General features: G+C 69.8%; 19 protein-coding genes. 4 read left to right on the forward strand and 15 right to left on the reverse strand.

Features of this window, described 5'->3' with window-relative positions; translation table 11 throughout:
- Positions 1-132: 132 nt before the first annotated feature.
- Positions 133-1596: an amidase family protein gene (locus EPO52_RS07945; RefSeq protein ID WP_290804385.1), complete on the reverse strand. Its 1464-nt coding sequence runs from the start codon at positions 1594-1596 to the stop codon at positions 133-135.
- Positions 1597-1791: 195 nt separating this feature from the next.
- Between EPO52_RS07945 and EPO52_RS07950 the strand changes: the two genes are divergently transcribed.
- Positions 1792-2421: a cyclase family protein gene (locus EPO52_RS07950; protein WP_290804387.1), complete on the forward strand. Its 630-nt coding sequence runs from the start codon at positions 1792-1794 to the stop codon at positions 2419-2421.
- A 65-nt stretch (positions 2422-2486) separates the two neighbouring features.
- Here the strand turns inward: EPO52_RS07950 and EPO52_RS07955 are convergent, their stop codons facing one another.
- From EPO52_RS07955 to EPO52_RS07995, 9 genes are all read right to left on the reverse strand, one after another.
- The gene (locus EPO52_RS07955) at positions 2487-3110 is read right to left on the reverse strand and encodes an isochorismatase family cysteine hydrolase (protein ID WP_290804390.1); all 624 of its coding nucleotides are present in this window, start codon (positions 3108-3110) and stop codon (positions 2487-2489) included.
- Positions 3111-3138: 28 nt separating this feature from the next.
- Entirely contained in the window at positions 3139-4176 is a 1038-nt protein-coding gene (locus tag EPO52_RS07960; protein WP_290804393.1) for a hypothetical protein, read from the reverse strand.
- A 1-nt stretch (position 4177) separates the two neighbouring features.
- Positions 4178-5701 carry a GMC family oxidoreductase gene (locus EPO52_RS07965; protein WP_290804396.1) on the reverse strand — a complete coding sequence of 508 codons (1524 nt, stop codon included), beginning with the start codon at positions 5699-5701 and terminating at the stop codon, positions 4178-4180.
- 48 nt (positions 5702-5749) lie between these two features.
- Positions 5750-7273, reverse strand: a complete 1524-nt coding sequence (locus tag EPO52_RS07970; RefSeq protein WP_290804399.1) for a glutamine synthetase family protein — start codon at positions 7271-7273, stop codon at positions 5750-5752.
- Positions 7266-8603, reverse strand: coding sequence for a Rieske 2Fe-2S domain-containing protein (locus EPO52_RS07975; RefSeq protein WP_290804402.1), 1338 nt, complete (start codon positions 8601-8603; stop codon positions 7266-7268). Before EPO52_RS07975 ends, EPO52_RS07970 begins: the two co-directional genes overlap by 8 nt.
- A gap of 92 nt (positions 8604-8695) precedes the next feature.
- Positions 8696-9706 carry a hypothetical protein gene (locus EPO52_RS07980; protein WP_290804405.1) on the reverse strand — a complete coding sequence of 337 codons (1011 nt, stop codon included), beginning with the start codon at positions 9704-9706 and terminating at the stop codon, positions 8696-8698.
- Between the two features lie 70 nt (positions 9707-9776).
- Complete coding sequence (locus tag EPO52_RS07985; protein ID WP_290804407.1) at positions 9777-10619, reverse strand: MBL fold metallo-hydrolase; 843 nt, start codon at positions 10617-10619, stop codon at positions 9777-9779.
- On the reverse strand, positions 10620-11228 hold the full coding sequence (locus tag EPO52_RS07990) for an urea amidolyase associated protein UAAP2 (RefSeq protein WP_290804410.1): 609 nt from the start codon (positions 11226-11228) through the stop codon (positions 10620-10622).
- Positions 11225-12058, reverse strand: a complete 834-nt coding sequence (locus EPO52_RS07995) for an urea amidolyase associated protein UAAP1 (RefSeq protein WP_290804412.1) — start codon at positions 12056-12058, stop codon at positions 11225-11227. Before EPO52_RS07995 ends, EPO52_RS07990 begins: the two co-directional genes overlap by 4 nt.
- A gap of 122 nt (positions 12059-12180) precedes the next feature.
- On the opposite strand from EPO52_RS07995, the gene EPO52_RS08000 reads away from it, so the two are divergent.
- Entirely contained in the window at positions 12181-12975 is a 795-nt protein-coding gene (locus EPO52_RS08000) for a TetR/AcrR family transcriptional regulator (protein ID WP_290804415.1), read from the forward strand.
- Here EPO52_RS08000 and uca read toward each other — a convergent pair.
- Positions 12930-16622 (reverse strand): urea carboxylase, encoded by a 3693-nt coding sequence (gene uca, locus EPO52_RS08005; protein ID WP_290804418.1) that lies wholly within the window; start codon positions 16620-16622, stop codon positions 12930-12932. The genes EPO52_RS08000 and uca overlap by 46 nt on opposite strands.
- Before the next feature lie 127 nt (positions 16623-16749).
- On the opposite strand from uca, the gene atzF reads away from it, so the two are divergent.
- Positions 16750-18453 (forward strand): allophanate hydrolase, encoded by a 1704-nt coding sequence (gene atzF, locus EPO52_RS08010; protein WP_290804421.1) that lies wholly within the window; start codon positions 16750-16752, stop codon positions 18451-18453.
- 17 nt (positions 18454-18470) lie between these two features.
- On the opposite strand, the gene EPO52_RS08015 is transcribed toward atzF, so the two are convergent.
- On the reverse strand, positions 18471-19259 hold the full coding sequence (locus EPO52_RS08015) for a sulfite exporter TauE/SafE family protein (RefSeq protein ID WP_290804424.1): 789 nt from the start codon (positions 19257-19259) through the stop codon (positions 18471-18473).
- Positions 19256-19756 (reverse strand): nucleoside deaminase, encoded by a 501-nt coding sequence (locus tag EPO52_RS08020; protein WP_290804426.1) that lies wholly within the window; start codon positions 19754-19756, stop codon positions 19256-19258. Before EPO52_RS08020 ends, EPO52_RS08015 begins: the two co-directional genes overlap by 4 nt.
- A 136-nt stretch (positions 19757-19892) precedes the next feature.
- Here EPO52_RS08020 and EPO52_RS08025 point away from each other — a divergent pair, with 136 nt between their 5' ends.
- The gene (locus EPO52_RS08025; protein ID WP_290804427.1) at positions 19893-21281 is read left to right on the forward strand and encodes an aminotransferase class V-fold PLP-dependent enzyme; all 1389 of its coding nucleotides are present in this window, start codon (positions 19893-19895) and stop codon (positions 21279-21281) included.
- A gap of 48 nt (positions 21282-21329) precedes the next feature.
- Here EPO52_RS08025 and EPO52_RS08030 read toward each other — a convergent pair whose 3' ends face one another.
- Together EPO52_RS08030 and EPO52_RS08035 are read right to left on the reverse strand one after the other, a co-directional pair.
- A complete protein-coding gene (locus EPO52_RS08030) occupies positions 21330-22553 on the reverse strand; it encodes a cation:proton antiporter (protein WP_290804429.1) in 1224 nt (407 codons plus the stop codon).
- 114 nt (positions 22554-22667) lie between these two features.
- Positions 22668-23786 (reverse strand): bifunctional 2-methylcitrate synthase/citrate synthase, encoded by a 1119-nt coding sequence (locus EPO52_RS08035; protein WP_290804431.1) that lies wholly within the window; start codon positions 23784-23786, stop codon positions 22668-22670.
- Positions 23787-23814 lie beyond the last annotated feature (28 nt).

Consider the following 23814-nt stretch of genomic DNA (forward strand, 5'->3'; position numbering starts at 1 on the left):
ACTGAGGGGAATGTGACAGGTCTGGAGCATCCGATTCGGTAGGGAACCCCGTTCGGCGTTGGATCCAATCTATTGGACTATGGATCCTGTTTGATTTCTCGAATGTTTCCAGTTCATTAAATGGATCCAAAATCACCACTCCCCGAACCGGCCGGGAGGACGTGCTCCCATCACCTCGGCAGAGGCCTCCTCCACCGCCAATCCGTGCGCCAGCAGCTGCGCATCGCCCCGATAGCGCGCCACGAGCTGCACCCCCACCGGGAGACCGCCGGGGGTGAACCCGGCCGGCATCGCAAGGGCCGGCATGGCCGTCGCGGTGATGCGGCTGCACGAGCGCTGCCAGGTGTAGTAGCGCTCCATCCGCTCCCCCGCCACGGTCTCCGGGTATTCCAGATCGATGTCGAACGGAGCGAGTTGCGAGGTCGGCAGCACGAGCAGCTCGTATTCGCCGAAGAGCGCCTGCATCCGGCGGAAGAGATCGGTGCGGAGCGTTCCCGCCCGTGCCACGTCGCGAGCGGTCAGCTGGTCGATCCACTCGATCTCCTGGCGCACCGTGTGCTTCACGAGCTCCGGATGCGCGAGGACGTCGGCACCGTGCCCATCGAAGAACTCGAGCGCCCGGAACGTCTCGAACACCTCGTCGGCACCCGAGAGATCGGGCTCGACATCGGTGACGACGGCCCCCATCTCCACGAGGCGGGCCCGGAACTCCGCGAGCACCACCGTCACGTCGTCCTCCACCGGCAGACCGTCGACCGTCCAGCTGAAGGCCACCGGCACACCGGCGAGCGAGGCCGGGCGCAGGTTCGTGAACACCGCCCCTGGCTCGTCGATGCCGAGCGGCGCGCGGCTCTCCGGCCCCGAGATCACCGACATCATGAGGGCGAGGTCGCCCACCGAACGCGCCAGTGGCCCGAGCACCGACCCGGGATCCCACGCGTTGCCCGGGCGGGCGGAGGCGACCCGGCCCGGCGTGGGCCGAAGTCCCACGAGGTTCCCGAACGACGCGGGGTTGCGGATGCTGCCACCGAGGTCGGAGCCGTCGGCGAGCGGAACCATTCCCGAGGCGAGCGCCGCCCCGGCGCCGCCGCTGCTGCCACCGGCCGACTTGGTGAGGTCCCACGGGTTGCGCGTCGCACCGAACACCGGATTGAACGTGTGCGAGCCCGCACCGAACTCGGGGGTGTTCGTCTTGCCGATCACGATGGCGCCGGCCGCGCGCAGACGCTGGACGATGAGGCTGTCGTGGGTGGGCACGTGATCGGCGTAGATCGGCGATCCGTAGGTGGTGCGGATTCCCGCGGTGTCCATCAGGTCTTTGATGGCGATCGGCAGGCCCTGCAACGGTCCGGCAGCCTTGCCCGCCGCATGCTCCTTGTCGGCTGCGGCCGCCGACTCCAGCGCGAGCTCCGGCACCAGGGTGACGATGGCATTGAGCTCGCCGTTCACCTCGGCGATGCGGTCGAGGTGCGCCTGCACGACCTCCACGGCCGTACGCTCACCTCGTGCCACCGAACGGGCCAGCTCGACGGCGCTCGTGCCGGGGATCCCGGTCGCGCGCACGGGTTCCGGCGCCCCAGATCGGTTGTCGCGCATCGCGCACTCCCTCCGCCGCCTGTCGATCGCGTCAGGCCAGCTAACAAGATCCACATTTCGGGCTCGTGACGAACTCATGAGCGCACGCTCGGGATCACCGATGCGAACCACTGCGGCTCGCTTTTGGATCCAATGTATATGAAACAGAATCCAATCTTGCTATCCTGGGCGAGCCGATCAGAGAGGAACACCTGCATGCCGATCAACCTGAGCATCCCCATCCACGGCGAGATGCTGCACTGGGGCCGCCGGCCCACCTACGAGATGGTGGAGACCCGCGCAGAGGGCCTCGCCTCCGACGTCAGCCGCTGGCTGATCGGAGCCCACACCGGCACGCACGTCGATGCCCCGTCGCACTTCATCGACGGCGGCGCGAGCGTCGATGAGCTCTCGCTCGACTCCACCGTGGGCCTGACCCGCGTGCTCGACCTCACCTTCGTCGAGGAGGAGGTCACGGCCGCCGACCTCATCGCCGCCGGCATCGGCGATGCCACCCGCATCCTCATGAAGACCCGTAACTCGACGGATGCACTCACCCGGAACGAGAAGTCGCCCACCTGGGTGGGGCTCGGTCCCGACGGGGCGCAGTACCTCGCCGACCACGGGGTGCTCTTCGCCGGCAGCGACTACATGACGATCGAGGCGCCCGCGAACACCGAGGTGTGGCCCACCCACGTCATCCTCTGCGGCGCCGGCATCGTCATCCTCGAGAACGCGAACCTCGCCGACGTGGAACCGGGCGACTACACGATGGTCTGCCTTCCCGTGCCGTTCGAGGGCCGCGAGGCAGCCCCGGCCCCCACCGTGCTCTTCGCGCTGGAGTGATGCACCGGATGACGAGGGCCCGTGCGGATCCGCACGGGCCCTCGTCGTTGCTCAGGCGTTCTCGCTCAGGCGCGCGCGTCGAGCCAGGAGACGACCTGGGCGGCCGTCACCAGTGAATCGCGCTGGAGGTAGTGCATCGCCTCCAGCGCCGCGTCGTGCGCTCGCTCGCTCGAGCCTCCGACGCAATCGGTGAGCACCCGGAAGCGGTAGTCGTGCTGGTGCGCGTCGACCGCCGTGTAGTGCACGCAGATGTCGGTGAGGCCGCCGACCAGGAAGAGGGTCTCGGCCTTGTAGGCCTTCAGCACGATCTCGAGCTCCGTGCCGAAGAAGGCGGAGTAGCGGCGCTTGCGCACCACGAACTCGTTCGGCTGAGGCTCGAGCCACGGAGCCAGTTCGGTCTCGGCCCACCCCTCGATGCAGTGCGGCCCCTCGGCGCCGTCGAGCTCCCGGCCGATGTCGACCAGGTCGGGCTTGTGCACCTCCTGGATGAACACCACCGGCACGCCCACCTCGCGGCAGCGAGCGATCAAGGCCTTCACTCGGGGCGCGCGACCCTCGCGCCCCTCCATGTGCGGGATCTCGGTGCGCGACTCGGCGAGCGGAACGGTGCCCCCCTGGATGTCGATGACGACGAGCACGGCGTTTCCGACGACGTCGAGTTCGGCTGCGGGGGTGATGGTGTCGGTCATGGCCGGTCTTTCTCTCGGTGGCTGCACATCAGTGCGTCTGGGGCAGGGTGGGGCGGTCGAGCAGTCGCCGGGGATTGTCGACCAGGATCGACCGCACGAGGGTCTCGTCGCCTCCGGCCAGAGCGGTGATGCCCGGGGCGACGCGGCGGAAGAGGTGCTCGTAGCCGTAGCCGCCGTTCTGCCGGAGGTTCGCCTGGGTCCACACGTCGCCCGCGATGATGAGCTGGTGAGCGAAGCCCTCTTCGATCAGCCACTCCACCATGGCGAAGCGCTCGAAGTCGGTGGGGTTCCTGAACCCCGGGCGCCCGTAGTAGAAGTCGCTCCCGAAGGTGTCATAACCGAGCACCGCTCCGGCCTGTGCGACCTCGCGGTGATAGGCCTTGTCGAATCGCTCGTCGAGGTGGCCGATGATGACGCGGTCGGCGGGCATCCCCTCCTCCAGGAGCACGGAGAGCACGTCGAGCCCACCCGTTCCCCGGAACGAGAGGTGCATGTACACCGTGGTGCCGGTGAGGGCACCTGCCCGCCCGGCGGCACGCACCACACGCCACTCGTTCTCCGTGATCGGCCAGCTGGTGCCGATCTCGCCGAGCAGGGCGGGGAGGATGCCGGAACCGTCGATCCCGTGGGTGAGCTCATCGACCAGCATCTCGGTGAGCTGATCGACATCGGCGTTCTTCACGGCAGCCGTGTGCGTCTCCTCGACGTAGTAGCCCGAGCCCACGCAGATGGTGATGCCGCTGCGGCGGGAGATCTCCGGCAGTTCGGCGACCCTCCGGCCCATGCCGCCGAGGGTGAGTTCCAGGATCGCGGAGCCTCCGGCCGCACGCACGGCCCGCAGCTCGTCGACCGCCACATCGGGGTCGTGGAGCACGAGGTTCTCGGGCAGCCCGAGAGCGTCCCAGCGCAGGGCGCCCTGCAGGTAGGGGCCGATCGCGACCCCTTCGGGGAACGGGAGGGCCGGCGGCTTGGCCCAGATGCCGAGGTCGCTGAGGATGTGCTCGTGCATGGAGGTGGGTCCGAGCATGGAGGCCTCGATGGGACCGAGGACGGTGTTGATGGGCATGTCAGTACTCTCTCTCCATCGACTCGATCAGCAGGTGGGCAACGCGCTCCCCGATCACCGTTGCCGGCATCGCCGTGGTGGCGCGCGGCACGGCGGGCATCAGCGAGCAGTCGGCCACGAAACATCCGCTCACCCCGTGAACCTCGCCTCGGGCATCCACCACGGCGAGGGGGTCGGATGCCGGCCCCATCGCGGCCGTGCCGACCGGGTGCCAGTAGCTGTCGACGTGAGAGCTCAGATACGCGGCGATCTCGGCATCGCTCTCGAGGGTCGCGATCGCGCCGATCTCGCGCCCCACGATCGGCGCGAGCGTGGGCACCGAGGCGAGGTCGCGCAGGAGTGCGATTCCGTCGGCGAGCACGGCGAGGTCGTGACCTTCCGGGTCGCTGTAGAAGCGGTGGTCGACGACCGGCAGAACCTCGGGATCGACCGAGGCCAGCGTGACCGAGCCTCGGGAGAGCGGTTGCAGGCAACCGGCCCCCGCGTTCCACAGGCGGCCCTCGTGGCCCTGGGTGGGACTGAAGGGCAGAAGGTGGATGTCGAACAGCGCGGGATCGAATCGCGAGGCGGCCTTCGCCATCACCTGTTCGTCGGGCGCCCACCCGGCCGCACGGGCCGCCGTCATGGCGGCCGTCATCGCCTCCGATCCCTCCCACGAGAGCAGCACGAAGGGCTGGTCGTGCAGATTCCCGCCCACACCGGGCAGTGCCGCCACCACCGGGATGCCGAAGCGGGCCAGCTGCTCCGGCGCGCCGATGCCCGATCGCAGCAGCACGGCCGGCGTGCAGAAGGTGCCGCCGGCGAGCACGACGCGCGGTGCGCGGGCCTCCCGCTCCTCATCCTCGCAGCGGTACACCACGCCGACGGCCCGGCCGCCCTCGACGATCACCCGGTCGACCAGGGCGTCGCCGAGGATCCGCAGGTTCGGCAGGGCACGCGCCGGGTCGAGGTAGGCGAATGCCGAGTTGAACCGCACGCCATCGACGATGTTCACCGACTCGGGCGCGATGCCCACCGTCTCGTCGAGGTCGTTGAGGTCGGCCAGCTGCGGCAGACCGACCGCTGGCCCCGCCGAATACCAGCCCTCCTGCCACGGGGTGAGCTCGGTGGGCTCGTAGGTGTGCACACGCAACCGCTCGCTCGCCTGCTCGAAGTGGGGCAGCAGCTCGTCGGTCGACCACCCCGGGTTCCCCGCGGCCGCCCAGCCGTCGTAGTCGGCCCGGTGACCCCAGGTCTGCACCGCTCCGTTGTGCACGGAGCAGCCGCCGATCACCCGCGACCGCTCGAAGCGCATCCGGCTGCCGGCGATGGTGTCACCGGAGTCGAAACCCCAGTCGTACGAGACGCCGAGGCGCGTGGCATCCAGGAGATCCTCCGGCCACCTCGGGTCGCCGAACGGCCCCAGGTCGGGGCCGGCCTCGAGCACGAGCACTTCATGCCCCCGCTCGGCCAGTCGGGCCGCCACCACCGCGCCCGCGGTCCCGCCGCCCACGACGATGACATCGGCCTCGAGAACCCGGTTCATCGACATCCCTTTCGCTGAGCCGGTGCCGGCCTCGTGCTGATCATCTCGTCAGAGCATCCCGAAGTATTCGCGCTGCTCCCAGTCGGAGACGTGCGCGAGATAGCGGGCGAACTCCGACCGCTTGAGGTGCAGGTACCAGTCGATCACCGATGATCCGAGCGCGTCACGGAACACCTCGTCGGCATCGAGGGCGTCGAGGGCCGCCCCGAGGGTGGCGGGAAGGCGCTCCGCCGCGTCGTTGTAGGGGTTCTCGGTGGGGTCGCCCGGGTCGAGCTGGGCATCCATGCCGTGGAGCCCGCTGACGATCTGCGACGCGATGTAGAGATACGGATTCGCACCGGGCTCGCCCGAGCGGTTCTCGAGACGCGAGGCCGGATCGCCCGCGCCCGCCACCGCGCGCACCATCGCACCCTTGTTGTCGACCCCCCAGAGCACTCGGTCGGGGGCGAGCGAGAACGGCTGATAGCGCTTGTAGCCGTTCACCGTGGGAGTCGCGAAGGCCGCGGCCGCCGCCGCATGGGCGAGCAGCCCCCCGAGGTACCACAACCCGGTGAGCGAGAGCGCTCCCGAACCGTCGGAGGGCACGAAGACGTTGGCGCCGGTGGCCAGACTGCGCAACGACTGGTGCAGATGCCATCCGGTCGACGCGGTCTCGGCACCGACCGGTCGTGACATGAACGTGGCACGGTAGCCCGAGCGCGCGCAGATCTGCCGGATGGCCGTGCGTGCGAAGACCACGGCGTCGGCCACGGCGGCCGCGTCACCGGCCTCCATCGTGATCTCGAGCTGGCTCGGGCCGAACTCCAGCTCGATCGAGCGCAGCGGCAGGTCGAGCAGGGTGAGACCGGAGTAGAGCTGCTGCACGAGGTCGTCGAGCGAATCGAGCGTCTCGTCGTGCAGCAGCTGCGAGCCCGCGGTGGTCGGCGTCGTCGCACGAGGGGCGCCCGGCGCTCCGGGACGACCCACGTGCGTGGCGTCGACACCGGTGTCGGGCATCCGGAAGACATGGAACTCGAGTTCTGCGCCCACGGTGAGGCCGAGGTCTCGCTCGGCGAGCCGATCGAGCTGACCGCGCAGCAGCGAACGGGTGCAGAAGGGCACCGCCGCGCCGGTGGGGAAGCGAAGGTCGCAGAGGATCATGGCCGTGCGCTCCGCCCACGGGATGACCTTGAAGGTCGTGGGATCGGGCACCATCACGATGTCGCCCGCTCCCGCGAAGCCGCCCACATCGCTCACCGGAGCGCTCTCGAAGACGGCGAAGGCCGACTTGCCCGACGAGTCCTTCAACAGCAGCGACGACGGCGCGGTCACACCCGAGCGGAGAGCCGCCGCGACCGCCAGGCGGGTCACGGTCTTTCCGCGCACGATGCCGTGCTGGTCGACGAAGCAGAAGCGCACCATCTCGATGCCCACCTCGTCCATCACCCGCCGCATCTGGGCGGCGCTGGCGTACTGCGCCTCGGTCCAGAGGTCGTGGCGGTCGATGAAGCCGCCCCGGTCGGCCGCGAGCATCGGGCGGGCGCTGGAGCCTCCGCCGCCGTCGGCGACGTCGCGCTCGTCGACGTTACGCATCGACGACCTCGCTCGACGCACCCGAAGCCCAGGGCGAGGTGCTGCGGCGCTCCAGCTCGCGCTCGCGCCAGCGCTCCTGCCACCCCTCGGAGGGCGAGATGGTGTCGACCGCGAGCGGGCCGGTCAAGCGGCTCGCCTCCGCCCGGTCGATCGGCTGCGAGGGCAGGCGCCCCCCGGCCTCGAAGGCGTCGATCGACTTGAGCAGGAGGCGGCGGTTCGCCGTGACGGCACGATCCGAGACGCCGAGACGTTCGACCGTTCGGTCCTGGATCGGGCCCATGCTCTCGACCGCCCACTGGTCGTGCACGTTGATGTCGAGTCCCATGCCGGTGTAGGTGAGCTCCTTCTGCTCGCTCGCATCGAAGCCCCAGTTGTTGTCGCGGTTGCGCACGGGCCGGTAGTCCGGAAGCGTGACCTCGCTGAGCCGCTGGGCGAGCAGGGTCTCCTTGTCGGTCTTCTCCTGGAAGTCGTAGAGGATCATGAACCAGTAGTGGTGCTCGTCGTCGACGGGCACATGCCACTGCACGAAGACCTTGCTGTTGCCGAACGGCACCACGAAGGCGTTGGGGAACATCAGGTTGGTCACCCGCACATGCTTGATGTCCTCGGTGAGCTGGCGGATGGCGAACACCCGCAGGCCGTGCTCATCGCTCTCCACCTCGATGTCGGGGCGGTAGTTCTCGCCCACGAGGATGGAGAGCTTCTTGCCGGTGCCCTCGACCTCCTCACTGAACTGCTGGCCGTAGACCTCGCGGGGATCCTCCTGGATGAACCGGTGCAGGAACGAGACATGGCTGGGGTCGATTCCGCCCTCGAGTCCCTGAAGCCAGTTGCAGTCCCACCGGCCCTTGAACGCGAAGGTGTAGGCCTCGGGCGCCACGAAGCAGTCGTAGTCGGGGAAGGGAGGCGGATCGCCCGCACCCAGGTACGCGAAGACGATTCCGTTGCGCTCCTCGCAGACGTAGTTGGAGATGCGGATCTTGCCGAGGAACTTGCTGTGCTCCGGTTCGGCCGGCTGGTCGATGCATCGGCCATCGGCCCCGTAGAGCCAGCCGTGGTAGAGACAGCGCAGGCCGCCGTCCTCCAGCCGCCCGTACGACAGGTCGACGCCGCGGTGCGCGCAGAAACGGCTGATCAGCGCCCAGCCGCCGGTCTCTTCGCGCTTGAACAGCACGAGGTCTTCGCTCATGATGCGCACCTGCTTGACCGGTCGTTCCTCCGGCATCTCCGAGACGAGCGCGACGGGCTGCCAGTAGGAGCGGAGCAGCCTGCCGAGCGGGGTATCGGGGCCGCTCTGGGTGAGCTTGTCGTTGTCTTCGCGCTTGAGCATCAGACGACCTGCCTTTCGCATCCTATTTCAGAGATATTGGATCCAATCATGACACCGATTCGCCGTGTTGTCACATCCGCCGCTCGCGACCGTCACTCCCCGAGCAGGGCTCGACGCGGATTCTCGGAGACGATCTGCGTCATCACCTCCGGGTCGATCCCCGCCGCGACCGCCCGCGGCAGGAACTCCTCGAAGAGGAAGGTGAAGCCCGCCCCGCCCCGGGAGGCCATGTGCGACCGCTGACAGACGTCGTGCGAGAGCAGCACCTTGCGCCCGTGGCCGGCATCGACGACGGCCTTCAGGTAGTCGATGCGCCGCTCGATCTCGGGGAGCACCAGAGCACCACCCGCCCGGCAGGTCATCATGCAGTCGTACTGCACATACGCACCCGTCGCCAGAACCGCCAGGGAGTAGTCGAGGCTCTTCACGGTGTCGGCGTGCCCCACCACCACGCGTTCCGGATCGACGCCCTCCTCGCGCAGGATCTCCAGCTGCGCGAGCCCCGTCGGGAAGGTCGGCGCGTGCGTGCTCAGCAGCACTCCCGTCTCCCGCTGCGCACGGGCTGCAGCACGGAAGGAGCGCTCCTCGGCCGGCGTGATCCAGGGCAGGTCGGAGGCGATCTCACCCAGGAGGCCGGCTTTCACACCCGTGCCGGGGATCTCGTCCACCAGGTCGCGGATGAGGAAGTCGGCGACCTGATTCGTCGACGTGCGGTCCCACCACTCCGTGTCGAGATAGTGCTGGTAGTAGTGGCCGGTGCCCAGAACGACATTGAGACCGGTCGCCTCGGCCATGGCCTTGGTCGCGAGCACATTGGCCGGCGACCGCGAGCCGGTCACCCGGTTCTGCGCGAAGTCGTACGCGCCGTCGCCCCAGAACACCGGCGCCGCATGGTCGCTCAGTTCGCCGTTCGTGAGGTCGACGATCGTGCGGCCCCCGGCGGCGCGGAACAGGCCGAGCTCCGACTCCACGTCGCTCCAGACGTTGAGATACCCATCGGCCGGCGTCGTGGGGGTCATGTTGATGAACACGTGCTCGTGAGGCAGCGTGACGCCCAGGTCGCCCCCGTCGATCGGGCCGTTCACTCCATTGACGGTGCGCATGCGACCTCCTGCTCCCGGCCACCCCGCGGTGGATCCCTGATCAATGATAATGGATCCAATATTCGGATGGCTATTCCATGGTGCGCTCGGTCCAGCCCTGCCAGTCCGGATCGTGGCCCGGCCAGACCTCCACCCCGGGCACCAGGTCGAGGTCGTGCAGCCGCTGCACGGCGGCGAGCGCGGCCGGCGCATCCTGAGCTCGCATCTGGCTCCCGCACGGCACCACATCGACGATGTTGCGCCGCAGATCGGCGGCATCGCAGGCCAGCACGATCGTGCGCGTGCTCAGCTCGATCGAGAACGACTGGTGACCGGGCGTGTGCCCGGCCGTGTCGAGCGCGTGCAGCCCGGGGGCGAGTGACGTGTCGCCGTCGATCAGCGCGATCTCGAGCGCCGGCCGCAGGTAGTCCTCCGGGATGGCGGCGAAGGCGCCCCCCATCGCGGGACTGATCTCGGCCCCGAACTCGTACTCCGCGCGCTGGAAGACCACCGGCACCCCGGGCGGCACGTGCCGCAGGCCACCCGTGTGGTCGACGTGCACGTGCGAGACCGCGCAGCCACGGAGCTCGGCCCAGTCGAGCCCGAGACCGGCCACCTGGTCGGCGAGCGGGTCACCGGGCGGCAGCAGCGCCGTGTAGCTGTCGTAGTTGAAGTGACGACCTCGCTCCGCCGGGTCGCGGACGACGTCGACGTTGAATCCCGTGTCGAGCAGCACCCAGCCGTCGCGGTAGACCACGGCGGCCGCCGTGACGGGTTCGAGGAGGAACACGGCGTCGTCGCCGCCCTGCACCGAGATCGACTCCCGGATCGGCTCGAAGCCGACGATCATCGGATGAAGCCGGAGTGGCCCATCCGTCACGGCGAAGCTCTCCCCCGCACGCCAGTCGCGGGCCGAGGAGCCGGGTGCGGCCATTCAGTCGCCCGTCACGATCATGCGAACCGGAGTGGGATCGAAGCCGTTGCACGGGTTGTTGATCTGCGGGCAGTTCGACACGAGAACGAGAACGTCGCGCTCGGCGCGAAGGGTGAGCGCGAGCCCGGGCGCCGAGATCCCGTCGACGATGCCGAGCATCCCGTCGGGCTCGACCGGCACGTTCATGTACCAGTTGATGTTGCTCACGAGGTCGCGCTTGCCCAGGCCCCAGCGGGCGCCCTCGGCGAGGAAGTTCTCGACGCACGCGTGCTGATGCATCGTGTGATGGCCGTACCGCAGCGAATTCGACTCCTTGCTGCACGCGCCACCGATGGTGTCGTGACGACCGACCTCGTCGTGGACGAGCGTCATCAGGGCCTCACCGGTGTTGGCGCGCAGCACGGTGCCCTCCGTGATGTAGATGTTGCCCTGCATCGCCATGGTGTCCGGCGCGCTGTAGCGGGTGGACGTGTCGTGGGCGTCGTAGATGATGCAGTCCACCGCCTGGTTGCCCTCGAGGTCGACGATCCTGAGCTGCTGCCCGGCGCGCACGATGCCCGACCAGGGCCCGCGCCGGGCGACGAGGTCGTCTGTTTCGATGGTGCTCATACGAGTCCTCCCAGGCGGGCATAGGCGATGGTGTTGGCGAAGGCTCGGCCGGCCTCGGGACTCGCGGTCGCCTCCGGGGCGCGCTCCGTCGCCGGCTGTCCGGCCCAGGCCCGGATGCGGAGCGCGGTCGACACGTAGTCGGGCCGCGGGTCGAGGGGATGGGGCACGTTCGCCACGAGGAGCACGACCGGCAGCTCCATCCGCAGTCGCACGCGCGCGCCCGCCCCTGCCGAGCCGGTGAAGCCCAGGGTGCCGTCGGGGTGGACGACCACCCCCTGGAAGAAGCTGATGCTGGGCGGGAGATCGCGGGGCTCGAGGCCGAACTTGGCCGCTCCGAGAACGAAGAGCTCCCGGCCTGCCGGACTCGGCCCGTGCGCGGATCCGTCGCCGTAGCGTTCGGTGTTGCGGAGCCGGGTGGACGTGCCGGCGAACGCGTCGTGATGGCCGGAGTCGTCGGCGACCACCGTGGCGAGCACGCGCCCCCGATCGGAGAGCAGCAGCTGCCCCGCCGAGGTGTAGGCCTGCCACTGCACCTTGATGGTGTCGGCCACGTTCAGTCGCTCGTCGGGTTGGGCCGCATTGAACAGCAGCAGATGCGCGCAGGCGTCGCCCGCGAGGTCGGTCAGCTCCACGTGGGTGCCCGCCGCGAGCCGCAGAGCCGTGTAGTTGCCGCCCGCAACCGTCTCGGCCCACCGCTTGTCGTCGTCGGCGATCTCGGGCGGCCACTCCCCGGCGGCGGCCGGAGGCAGCACCGGCATCTCCTCCACCACCGTCCCGCCCTGGGCGCGGGCGTGAGCGCGGGCGCTCTCCGGCTTGCTGGTTTCGCTCATCTCCACCGATCGTCTCCCCGGTATCCGAACTATCTATCACTCGACAGATTTATACTGTCATCCAACACCAGCCACGTTTCAGGCAGGTAACGCGATCCTCTGGATGTGACAGCATGACCTCTGTGAGCACGATCGACGAGGGGGCCGCCCACGCCACCACGGTGGCGGCGAAGCGATCGGAGCGAGGGCGACCCCGCTCCGGCGTCTCGGAGCGCCCCGACCTCAGCGCGGCGGAGCAGATCCTCGACGCGGCGGCCCGCCTGTTCGCCGAGAAGGGCTACGCCGCAACCTCGACCCGCTCGATCGCTGAGCTGGTGGGCATCCGGCAGGCCTCGCTCTACTATCACTTCTCGAGCAAGGAGCAGATGCTGCGCACTCTGCTCCTGCGCACGGTGGAACCCTCGCTCAGGGTGGCCGAACGGCTCTCCGCCGAGCCGGGCGACACCGCCGCGCGGCTCTACGCCCTCATCCTCTTCGACACGCGGCAGCTGTTCGAGGCTCCGCACAACGTGGGCGCGCTCTACTACCTGCCCGAGACGCGCGGTGGCCAGTTCGACGACTTCCGCCATAAGCGCGACCGGTTGCGGGCGGCCTACGCCGGCCTCGTCGCCGAGAGCATCGAACCGGCCCTGGCCTCTCAGCTGGTGCCGGTCGCCGATCGCCTCGCCGAACTCGTGTTCGCCACGGTCGAGAGCGTCATCGCCCTCCGGGCCGACCGGCAGAGCGACGACACCGACGCCGACGCGACGGCGGTGGTCATCGGCGAGGGATGCTTGCGCATGCTCGGTCACAGCGCAGGCCTCGACGTGCTGGCGCACCGAGGGGAGCTGCTCCTCGACCGCATCGACGTGCCGGAGCAGTCCGGCGCCGGTCACTCCGGCACGACGACCGCGACCGTCTCGCCGGCGCGCACCTGACGCCCGAGCCCGACGCGCAGCTGCTGCACGACTCCGGTCACGGGGCTCAGCAGATTCGTCTCCATCTTCATCGCCTCGAGCGACACGAGCAGGTCGCCCGCCTCCACCCGTTGGCCCTCGGTCACCCCGAGCTTCCAGACATGTGCCACGAAGGGCGCATCCACCGAGACGGATCCCTCGGGCACGGCATCGAACGCCTCGGGCTCGACCACGACCTCCACGGCCTCGGCCCGGTCGAACTCGCCCGAACGCTCCCATGCGGCTCGCTCCTCGGCGAAGGCGACGGCCTGCTTCGCGCGGAACGCGGCGATCGAGTCGGCGTTCTCGTCGAGGAATCCCGAATACTCGGCGAGGGAGAACGTGCCGTCCTCGATGTCGAACTCCGCGCGGCCCGCAGCGATGTCGGCGCGGCGGTCGAGCAGCTCCTCGGCCGACACCGGGAACCAGGAGATGCGGTCGAAGAAGTCGAGCAGCCACGGTCGGCGGTCACCCGACGGGGCATCCGCGCGCCCGTTCCCGCCCCCGGAACCGGCGAACGACCCGAAGCGGCTCCACACCTGGGTGGTTCGGCCGACGAACTGGTAGCCGCCCGGGCCTTCCATGCCGTAGATGCACAGATACGCTCCCCCGATACCGACGGAGTTCTCGGCCGTCCAGGTGCGCGCCGGGTTGTACTTCGTGGTCACCAGGCGGTGACGGGGGTCGAGGGGCGTGGCGACCGGAGCACCGAGATACACGTCGCCGAGGCCGAGCACGAGGTACTCGGCGTCGAACACCGTGCGGTACACCTCATCCACGTCGGCGAGCCCGTTGATGCGCCGGATGAACTCGATGTTCCACGGCGTCCAGGGCGCATCGTCGCGCACCCCGTTCATGTAGCGCTCGATGGCCTCGCGCGTGGCGGGGTCGTCCCAGGACAGCGGCAGGCGAACGCGGCGGCTCGGCACCACGAGCGAGGCGGTATCGGGGATGAGCTGCTCCCGATCCATCAGCAGACCGATCAGCGTGGAGATGGGCAGCACCTCCGGGTCGACGTGCACCTGGAGCGACCGGATGCCCGGGGTGAGATCGCGCACGCCCGCGATGCGCTCCGATTCGAGCAGCTGGTGGAGGGCGTGCACGCGGGCTCGAAGGCCGAGATCGAGCACGATGTCGCCGTATTCGACGAGCACGTTGTCGTCACCGCTTCGGCGGTAGGTGACCGCGGGCGAGCCGTCGGTGCGCGCGATCACCCCGTCGTCGTCGTCGCGCCCGATTCGTGCCACGCGGGGGTGCGCCGCCGCCCGTGCGACACCGAGCTGCGAGAGCGCCGGCGCCCTCTCCGCCGGCACCGGCACGAACCGCACCGTGTCACCGGGCTTCAGCTGACCGAGCTTCCAGCGCTCGGCGGCCACAACGGTGACGGGGCAGACGAAGCCACCGAGGCTCGGGCCGTCGGGGCCGAGCAGGATGGGGGTGTCGCCGGTGAAGTCAAGGGCGCCGACCGAGTACGCGTTGTCATGGATGTTCGACGGGTGCAGGCCCGCCTCGCCGCCGTCTGAGCGCGCCCAGGCCGGCTTCGGGCCCACCAGGCGCACACCGGTGCGTGCCGAGTTGAAGTGCACCTCGTAGTCGCTCGAGAAGAGCTGGTCGATGTCCGCGCGCGTGAAGAACTCGGGCGCCGCGTGCGGCCCCTCCGACACCGCGAGCTCCCAGGCGTGCACGAGCGCCGGACGCACGTCCATCGCGATCGCTCCGGCGGAGGGGAGCCCGGGGGCGCCGGCGGCGGCCTCGGTGCGGGGGTCGCCGCCGCGTGAGGGAGCGACCCGCAGCACGTCCGTGCCGACGAGCGCTCGGCCGCCGTGGCCGCCGAACTGCCCGAGCGTGAACGTCGATCGGCTGCCGAGGTAGTCCGGCACGTCGAGTCCGCCGTCGAAGAGCACATAGGTGCGGAGTCCCACATCCGTGGCGGCTCCGAGGTCGAGCACACCGCCCGCCGGCACGACGACCGGCTCCCACATCGGCGCGGGCTCGCCATCGACAGTCACCACGACGGGCGCTCCCGTCACCGCGACCCGCGTCGTCTGGGTGAACTGCAGCCGCGGGCCGGTGGCCGTGCACTCGAGCCCGGGGGCGCCCTCGGGATTTCCGAGGGCCACGTTGCCGAGCCGGAACGAGAGGTCGTCCATCGGCCCGCTCGGCGGCACGCCGATCTGCCAGTACCCGGTGCGGCCCGGCCAGTCCTGCACGGTCGTGAGGAGCCCGGGCCGGAGTACCGTGATCCGCGGTTCGGGGTCGGCGAGTCCCGCCAGGGTGGCCGTGGAATGCGACCGCTCGCGTACCAGCGGCTCGACCGCGAGGGCGCGGAGGAGGCCGAGGTTGGTCTCGATGCCGTCGATCCGGGTGCCGGCCAGGGCGTCGGCGAGGGCGTCCCATGCCTCGGCGCGGCTCGAACCGCCCGTGATGACCTTGGCGAGCATCGGGTCGTAGACGCTCGACACCTCCGTGCCGGTCGACACCCAGCCGTCGACACGGGCCGCCGAGGCCTCCGGGAACACGGCCTGCGTGATGACACCGGCCGACGGCTGATACCCGCGGTTCGGGTCCTCGGCATAGACGCGAGCCTCCACGGCGAAGCCGGAGACGGGCACGACGCCCCCGTCGCGGTAGGGAACGAGAAAGGAGTCGTCGCCTCCCGCGAGCCGCAGCATCCAGTCCACCAAATCGACTCCGGTCACCACCTCGGTGACCGGATGCTCCACCTGGAGACGGGTGTTCACCTCCAGGAACGACGCCTCCTGACGCTCGGAGTCGTAGACGAACTCCACCGTCGCCGCCGACCGGTAGCCGACGGAGGCGCAGAGCGCACGGGCGGTCGCGTGCAGCCGCTCACGCAGGGCGTCGTCGAGATCGAAGGCCGGCGCCTCCTCCACGACCTTCTGATTGCGCCGTTGCAGCGAGCAGTCGCGGTCTCCGAGACTCACGACACCACCCCGCCCATCGCCGAACACCTGCACCTCGACGTGCCTCGCGTTCTCGATGAACCGCTCCGCGAACACGGCACCGGATCCGAAGCTCTGCTGGGCCACTCGCTGGATGGCGGGAAAGGCCTCGGCCACCTCGTCGCGCGAGCGGCAGACCTGCATGCCGATTCCGCCGCCCCCACCCGTGGCCTTCAGGATGATGGGAAAGCCGAGCTCTTCGGCGGCGTCGAGTGCCTCCTCCACGTCGGCCAGCACCTCGGTACCGCGCACCATCGGCAGGCCGGCCGCGGCCGCGGCACGGCGAGCGGCGTCCTTGGCGCCGAACATCGACAGCTGCTCCGGCGTGGGCCCCACGAACACGATTCCCGCCGCTTCGGCCGCTCGGGCGAACTCGGCGTTCTCCGAGAGGAACCCGTAGCCCGGGTGGATCGCGCCGGCGCCGCTCTGCAGAGCCGCCCGGATGATGCGGGCCGCGTCGAGGTACGACTCGCGCGGAGAGGCGGGGCCGATGTGCACGGCCTCGTCGGCGAGGGTCACGTGCGGTGCCGCCCGGTCGGCGTCGGAGAACACGGCCACCGTGCGAAGTCCCAGGGACCGGGCGGAGCGGATGATCCGGCACGCGATCTCACCGCGATTCGCCACCAGCAAGGTCGTGTAGCCGAGTTCGGCCGGGGCAGTGCTCATGACGTGATGGTCCTGTCGCTTGGGTCTCTGGGGAGTTCCTATCATCTGATAGTTTTGTTCCGCATCGGCACCAACTGCGTTAAATCCACGTAACGACGACGCCCGACGTGGGCATCCAGGAGACCCCATGAGTGACCGCGTGACAGAACGGGTGCAGCAGGCCTTCGCCCGCATCGCCGAGACCGATCGACCGGAGATCTGGATCACCCTCCGGCCCGAGGCCGACGTGCTCGCCGAGGCCGCGGCGCTCGATGAGCGCGTCGCCGCCGGCGAGTCCCTCCCGTGCGCGGGCCTCGTGGTGGCCGTCAAGGACAACATCGATGTGGCCGGGCTGCCGACGACCGCGGGGCACCCCGCATTCGCCCACCGGGCAGAGACGTCGGCGTCGGCCGTTCAGCGCCTGATCGACGCCGGCGCGATCGTGCTCGGCAAGACCAACCTCGATCAGTTCGCCACCGGGCTCGTGGGCACCCGGAGCCCCTACGGCGCCGTGCGGAACAGCCGGTTCCCCGATCGCATCTCCGGCGGGTCGTCGTCGGGCTCGGCCGTCGCGGTCGCGCTCGGCATCGTCGACGCCGCGCTCGGCACCGATACCGCCGGGTCGGGACGGGTGCCCGCCGCCCTGAACGGCATCGTCGGGATCAAGACCACCCTCGGGATCGTGCCCGTGGATGGCGTGGTCCCCGCCTGCCGCTCCTACGACGCCGTCACCGTCTTCGCGCGCACACTCGCCGTGGCCACCGAGGTCACGGCCGTGATCGCGGGCAGCAGCCGGCTCGATCCCGCGTCTCGCGAGTGGCCCGCCGATGTGGTGCTCGCCGCGCCGGCCCAGCCGCGGATCGCGGTGCCTCGACCCGAATTCCTCGAGTCGCTCTCCTCGGAACGCCGCGCCCTGTTCTCGGCGGCCGTCGCGCGGCTTCGCGACCGCGGAGCCACGACCGAGGAGATCGATCTCGGCCCCTTCCTCGAGTGCGCCAAGCTGCTCTACGAGGGCGCGCTCGTCGCCGAGCGCTACGCCGCGTACGGCGCGTTCATGGCCGCGCATCCGGAGGGCGCCGACCCGACCGTGGCCCTCATCGTCGCGGCTGCGGAGGGGCGCCGGGGGCCCGACCTGGTCGCCGATCAGGAGCGGGTCGCCCGCTACCGCCTCCAGGCCGCAGCCCTCCTCGAGGGATTCGACGCGCTGCTCGTGCCGACCACGCCGGAGCATCCGACGCTCGCCGAGGTGGCCGCCGATCCCGTCGCCGTCAATTCACGCCTCGGCACCTTCACGAACTTCATGAACCTGCTTGACCTGGCCGGAGTCGCGGTACCGGCCGGCGAGACCCACGACGGCCTCTTCGGGGTGACCGTGGTGGTGCGCGCGTTCGCCGACCAGGTCGCCATCGACGTCGCCGCCCTCCTGGTGGACGAGACACCGCTGGTGCTGCCCACGGGCGGGATCGAGCTCGCGGTCTTCGGCGCCCACCTGAGCGGTCAGCCGCTCAACCACCAGCTGGTGTCGGCCGGTGCACGGCTTCTCACGGCGGTGCAGACTTCGGACGCCTACCGGATGCACGCGCTGCCCGGCCCGACCCCGAAGCCCGGTGTGGTGCGCGTCGAACAGGGAGCCGGCCGCTCTCTCGCGGGCGAGGCCTGGCTGGTGCCGCCTGCCGCGCTCGGCAGATTCCTCGCCGCGCTGCCGCAGCCGATGACGCTGGGCCGGATCGAGCTGGCCGACCACCGCGAGGTGCTCGGGTTCGGCTGTTCCTGGGCGCAGGGCCCCGACATCACGGAGTTCGGCGGCTGGCTCTCCTACCTCGATGCCCCCTCGCAGCCGATCACGGGGTAGCCGGGCGGTGCGCCGCCCTAGTTGTCGACCGTCGGCCGGCGGAACTGCCGCCACAGCATCTGGGCGGCGACGAGCACCAGGAAGCACGCGAATGCCACAGCGGCGACGCGCGTGGGTGTGACGCTCGCCGTATAGCTCCCGGCCACCGTGGATGCGCAGCCCGCGATGCCGATGATCAGCCCGGCCCGCAGATCGGCGTTGCGCCGGCGCAGATTGGCGACCGACGTGGTGATGCTGCTCGGGGCGATGGCGATCAGGGAGCTCCCCTTCGCCACGAGGTCACCGACACCCCCGCCCAGAACGAGCGCCGGAACGATCACGATCCCGCCGCCCACGCCGATCACCCCGGAGAGCACTCCGGCCACGAAGCCGACGACCACGAGCAGGACGCCGCCCAGGAGGGTGAGGTCGGGTGTGGCGTCGCTCGAGGGCTGCGTGAAGACCAGGCGAACAGCCACCACGAGCAGGAAGACCACGAACAGCAGCGCCACCGCGCGGGAGGGCAGCCGGGTGAGCAGCCAGCTCCCGACGAGCCCGCCGGCCACGGCGCCCGCGGCCAGCAGCAGGCCGTAAGCCCAATCGGTCGTGCCCAGCACCGTGTAGCTCAAGGCACCCACCAGGGTGACCGGAGCGATGGCGAGCAACGACGTCCCCGTCGCGAGCTTCTGCGGGAATCCGAGGATGCTCACGAGCGCCGGGACCACGACGATACCGCCGCCGACACCGAACAGACCGGAGAGGAACCCCGCGACCAGACCGATCAGACAGAGCGCCCAGAAGGATGCACGTGGTCTCACCGCCGTCATCCGGCGTCCCAGAATCCCCGATGCACGTCGGTCGCCTCGGGGATCGCCACGGGCCCCACGACCTCGACCGGGCGCCCGCCGCGCGCGAACACCTCGCGGCTCGGTAGCGACAGGGTCGGCACACCCGACTGATCGCTCACCATCGCACCCAGGTCGCCCTCCGACAGCGCGAACACCACGCGCGGGATGCCCGACCAGTAGATCGCGCCGGTGCACATGACGCAGGGCTCGGTGCTCGTGAACAGCGTGCTGCCGGCCAGCTCGGCCACCTCGAGCTGCTGACCGGCGTCGCGCACGAGGTTGGTCTCGGCGTGCCCGATGGGGTTGTGCCCGGTGATGACGTCGTTGAGCCCCTCGATCACTCGCCCGTCGGCCGTGACGATGATCGCCCCGAACGGATGATCGCCACGATCGCGCGCTGCCCGGGCGAGGGCGACGGCGTGCTCGAGATGCGCGAGGTCGGCAGGAACGAGGTCGGCGGGGTCGAGTGCGCTCACCGCTCCAGCTTGGCACAGCGGCAACCGGCCCCTACGCAGCGAATCCGCGTGACCTGGGCCGAATACGGCGGAGGTCGCGCGGATACGCTGCATTCCGCCTGATTCCCCTGGGTAGGGTGAGGCTCCGGAGGACTCCATGACCACGAACCCTTTCCCGGCCCGCATGCACGAGGTGACCGACGAGAACCGCGACATCGTCGATCGGGTGCTCGACTACTCGCGGCAGCGCCTGCTGATGGCGGATGCGCCGCTCGACAAGCCGCAGACCCCCGCCGAGCTGACCCGCCTCGCCGGCACCACGATCACCGAGAACGGCATCGGCGGGGCCAAGGCGCTCTCGATCTTCGAGCACATCCTCGCCCCCGCGTGCATCACCACCGACGACCCCCGGTACCTCTCGTTCATCCCCAGCGCCCCGTCGAAGGCGGCCGCCGCGTTCGACGTCGTGGTGTCGGCATCCGCTCTCTACGGCGGATCGTGGCTCGAGGGTGCCGGCGCGGTGCACGCCGAGAACGAGGTGCTGCGCTGGCTCGCCGCGGAGTTCGGTCTCCCGGCAGGTGCCGGCGGCGTGTTCGTGCAGGGCGGCACCCTCGGCAACCTCTCCGCCCTGGTCGCCGCCCGCGAGACGGCTCGCGCCACCCGCACCGCGGCCGGCCGGCCGGCTCCCGACCGGTGGCGAGTGGTCTGCAGCGCCGAAGCGCACTCCTCGATCGCATCCGCCGCCCGGGTGATGGACATCGAGATCGTCGCGGTGCCGGTCGATTCCGACGGCGTTCTGCGCGGCCCCGCCGTGGAGGAGGCCCTCGACGTGCACGGCGACAGCGTGTTCGCGGTCGTCGCCACCGCGGGCACCACGAACTTCGGCATCGTCGACGACCTCGCGGGGATCGCGGATGCCGCCTCCCGCCACGATGTCTGGTTCCACGTCGATGGCGCCTACGGCCTCTCCGCGATGCTCTCCCCTCTCGCCCGCCCTCGCTTCGCGGGAGTCGAACGCGCCGATTCGCTCGTGGTCGATCCCCACAAGTGGCTCTTCGCCCCCTTCGACGCCTGCGCGCTGCTCTACCGCGACCCCGAGCTCGGCCGGCGGGCGCACACCCAGCACGCCGACTACCTCGACACCCTCACCGAGACCGGCGACTGGAGTCCCTCCGACTTCGCCGCCCACCTCACCCGGCGCCCCCGCGGCCTGCCGCTCTGGTTCTCCCTCGCCAGCTATGGCGCCCAGGTCTACCGGGATGCCATCACGAACGCCCTCGATCTCGCTCAGCAGATCGCCCGCATCATCGACGGCCGCCGCGAGTTCACCCTCGTGCGCGAGCCGCAGCTCTCGGTGGTCGTCTTCGAGCGCGTCGGCTGGGAGAAGGCCGACTACAACGCCTGGTCGACCCGGCTGCTCGACGACCAGGTCGCCTTCGTCACCCCCAGCGCGCACCACGGCCGCACGAATGCCCGCTTCGCCATCCTCAACCCGCGCACCACCCTCGACGACCTCACCATGATCCTCGACACGATGACCGCTTAGCCGCGGCTCCGCGAGCCCGCAGCGACGGGCACGACCAGCGGATGCGCGTCAGCCCTCCACGGGAATGTGCGCGTCGACGTCGGGGGGCCGCTTTGCGCCGCCGAGCGACTTGCGGCGCCGGGTGAGCGCGATGAGCGGGAACACCAGCACCGACAGCATCCCGGCGCCCACCAGAGCCGAGGCGGTGCCCGCCTCCAGCACGCCCTCCTCGAGGCCGATGGAGGTGACCGCCACGATGATCGGCAGACCCGTGGCGCTGAACAGGCCGAGAGCGATGCGATCGTTGCCCGAGGCACCGACCGGTGCCGCCAGCAGGCCCGGCAGCCCCCGCACCACGAGCAGCAGAACGAGGAAGATCGGCAGGAGCAGCAGCGCGTTCGGCTCGGTGAGCAGCGAGTTCAGATCGAACGTCACACCCGTGTAGATGAAGAAGACCGGCACGAGGAAGCCGAAGGCCACGGCCTCGAGCTTCGACTCGATGAACTCCAGGTCAGGCTTGTTGGCGCCCGAGAGCAGCAACCGGTAGAGGATGCCGGCGGCGAACGCCGCGAGGAGCATGTCGAGGCCGAGCGCGATGCTGAGGCACACCAGAGCGGCCACCACGAGCAGCACGAGCCGCACCGCGAACTGACCGCTCGTGTGCAACGTGGCGGTGACGATGGAGTGGAGCCACTTGTACGGTCCGCGCGACGCGAGCCAGATGGCGAGGCCGGAGATCACCGCGAAGCCGATCAGCACCACGGCGGCGAGACCCGGCGAGCGTCCGCTGAGGAACAGCGAGATGGCGATCAGCGGCCCGAACTCCCCCACGGCGCCCACCGCGGTGGCGGCGCGGCCGAACGGCGTGCTCAGCTCACCCGCATCCCGCAGCATCGGCATGATGGTGCCGAGCGCGGTGGAGGTGAGCGCGATCCCGATGAACACGCCCGCCTCCACCGAGGGTGCGAGCGCGATGCCCGCCACGAGCCCGAGCACGAGCGAGATCAGCCAGCCGAGGCCGGCCCGCCTGAGGGGACGGCCCTTGATGGCCGTGAAATCGATCTCGTTGCCCGCCATGAAGAAGAGCAGGGCGAGACCGAATTGGGCGAGGGCTTCGGCGAATCCGCTCTCCGGGATCCAGCCGAGAAGACTCGGCCCGAACACCAGCCCGAGTACGATCTCGAACACCACGAGCGGCACCTTCGCCACCCGCCCGATGAGCGCCGCCACGATCGGCGCGAGCACCGCCAGCAGCGGCACCAGCACGATCGCCGCGATACTCGTGCCGTCCACAGTTCCCCCTAGCCCCGACCCTCAGGCAAGTAAACACGATCCCCTCTTCGCGACTCGCCACAATCCGGCCCATCTCGTTCGAATTGGACCGGATTTTGGCGAGTCGCGAGGAGGTTAGTGGGGGAGGTGGCGCTCGTCGACTCCGTTGTAGGCCGAGAGGGGGCGGATGAGCGCGTTCGACGCGAGCTGCTCCATGATGTGCGCCGTCCAGCCGGTGATCCGCGACGCCACGAACAGCGGCGTGAAGATCTCGGTGTCGTAGCCCATCAAGTGGTAGGCCGGGCCCGACGGGTAGTCGAGGTTCGGCTGGATGGCCTTGCGCGACTGCATGGCGTCGTTGAGCGCGTCGTACAGCGCCAACAGGTCGGGCCGGTCGTACTCCTCCACCAGCAGGTCGAGCGAGGCCTTCATGGTGGGCACCCGCGAGTCGCCGTTCTTGTAGACCCGGTGGCCGAAGCCCATGATCTTCTTCTTGTTCGCCAGGGCGTCTTCGAGCCAGGCCTCCGCGGCATCCGCCGACCCGATCTCGTCGAAGATGTGCATCACGGCCTCGTTCGCCCCGCCGTGCAGCGGGCCCTTGAGCGCGCCGATGCCCGCGACCACGGCCGAGTACAGGTCGGAGAGCGTCGAGGTCACGACCCGGGCCGTGAACGTCGAGGCGTTGAACGAGTGCTCCGCGTAAAGGATCATCGACACGTCGAAGGCCTTCACCACGACATCCGACGGCACCTCGCCGAACGACATCTTCAAGAAGTTCGCCGAGTAGCCGAGCGATTCGTCGGGCTCCACGACCTCCTGGCCACGCCGACGACGCTGGTCGTACGACACGATCGCGGGCAGCTTCGCGAGCAGCGACACCGACTTCGCGAGATTGCCCTCGGGCGACGCGTCGTCCCACGCGGGGTCGAGCGCGCCGATCACGCTCACCGCGGTGCGCACGACGTCCATCGGATGCGCCGTCAGCGGCAGCTCGTCGATCACGCGCTTCACGGCAGGATCCAGCGCCCGCTGCGACCGCTCCTCCTTCTGGAACGCGGCGAGCTCATCGGCATCCGGCAGGTCGCCGTTCCAGAGCAGGTACGCCACCTCTTCGAATGAGCAGTTCGCCGCCAGCTCCTGCACCGGATAGCCCCGGTAGAGCAGCGAGTTGGTCTCGGGGTTCACCTTCGAGACGGCGGTGTAGTCCACCACCACGCCGGCGAGCCCCTTGCGGATCTCTGTCGCATCGGTCATGTCAGTCACTCCTTCGTGAAGCCGCTCG

It is taken from the genome of Herbiconiux sp. (genome assembly GCF_004297105.1).
Taxonomy (GTDB): domain Bacteria; phylum Actinomycetota; class Actinomycetes; order Actinomycetales; family Microbacteriaceae; genus Herbiconiux.

Bases quoted from the DNA above. Each gene is read 5' to 3' on its own strand.
- EPO52_RS08025 (WP_290804427.1), top strand. From the start codon at position 19,893: ATGACCACGAACCCTTTCCCGGCCCGCATGCACGAGGTGACCGACGAG.
- EPO52_RS07985 (WP_290804407.1), bottom strand. From the start codon at position 10,619: ATGGCCGCACCCGGCTCCTCGGCCCGCGACTGGCGTGCGGGGGAGAGC.
- EPO52_RS08015 (WP_290804424.1), bottom strand. From the start codon at position 19,259: ATGACGGCGGTGAGACCACGTGCATCCTTCTGGGCGCTCTGTCTGATC.
- EPO52_RS07955 (WP_290804390.1), bottom strand. From the start codon at position 3,110: ATGACCGACACCATCACCCCCGCAGCCGAACTCGACGTCGTCGGAAAC.
- EPO52_RS07945 (WP_290804385.1), bottom strand. From the start codon at position 1,596: ATGCGCGACAACCGATCTGGGGCGCCGGAACCCGTGCGCGCGACCGGG.
- EPO52_RS07990 (WP_290804410.1), bottom strand. From the start codon at position 11,228: ATGAGCACCATCGAAACAGACGACCTCGTCGCCCGGCGCGGGCCCTGG.
- EPO52_RS08035 (WP_290804431.1), bottom strand. From the start codon at position 23,786: ATGACCGATGCGACAGAGATCCGCAAGGGGCTCGCCGGCGTGGTGGTG.
- atzF (WP_290804421.1), top strand. From the start codon at position 16,750: ATGAGTGACCGCGTGACAGAACGGGTGCAGCAGGCCTTCGCCCGCATC.
- EPO52_RS07970 (WP_290804399.1), bottom strand. From the start codon at position 7,273: ATGCGTAACGTCGACGAGCGCGACGTCGCCGACGGCGGCGGAGGCTCC.
- EPO52_RS07995 (WP_290804412.1), bottom strand. From the start codon at position 12,058: ATGAGCGAAACCAGCAAGCCGGAGAGCGCCCGCGCTCACGCCCGCGCC.
- EPO52_RS07950 (WP_290804387.1), top strand. From the start codon at position 1,792: ATGCCGATCAACCTGAGCATCCCCATCCACGGCGAGATGCTGCACTGG.
- uca (WP_290804418.1), bottom strand. From the start codon at position 16,622: ATGAGCACTGCCCCGGCCGAACTCGGCTACACGACCTTGCTGGTGGCG.
- EPO52_RS07975 (WP_290804402.1), bottom strand. From the start codon at position 8,603: ATGCTCAAGCGCGAAGACAACGACAAGCTCACCCAGAGCGGCCCCGAT.
- EPO52_RS07960 (WP_290804393.1), bottom strand. From the start codon at position 4,176: ATGCCCATCAACACCGTCCTCGGTCCCATCGAGGCCTCCATGCTCGGA.
- EPO52_RS07980 (WP_290804405.1), bottom strand. From the start codon at position 9,706: ATGCGCACCGTCAATGGAGTGAACGGCCCGATCGACGGGGGCGACCTG.
- EPO52_RS07965 (WP_290804396.1), bottom strand. From the start codon at position 5,701: ATGAACCGGGTTCTCGAGGCCGATGTCATCGTCGTGGGCGGCGGGACC.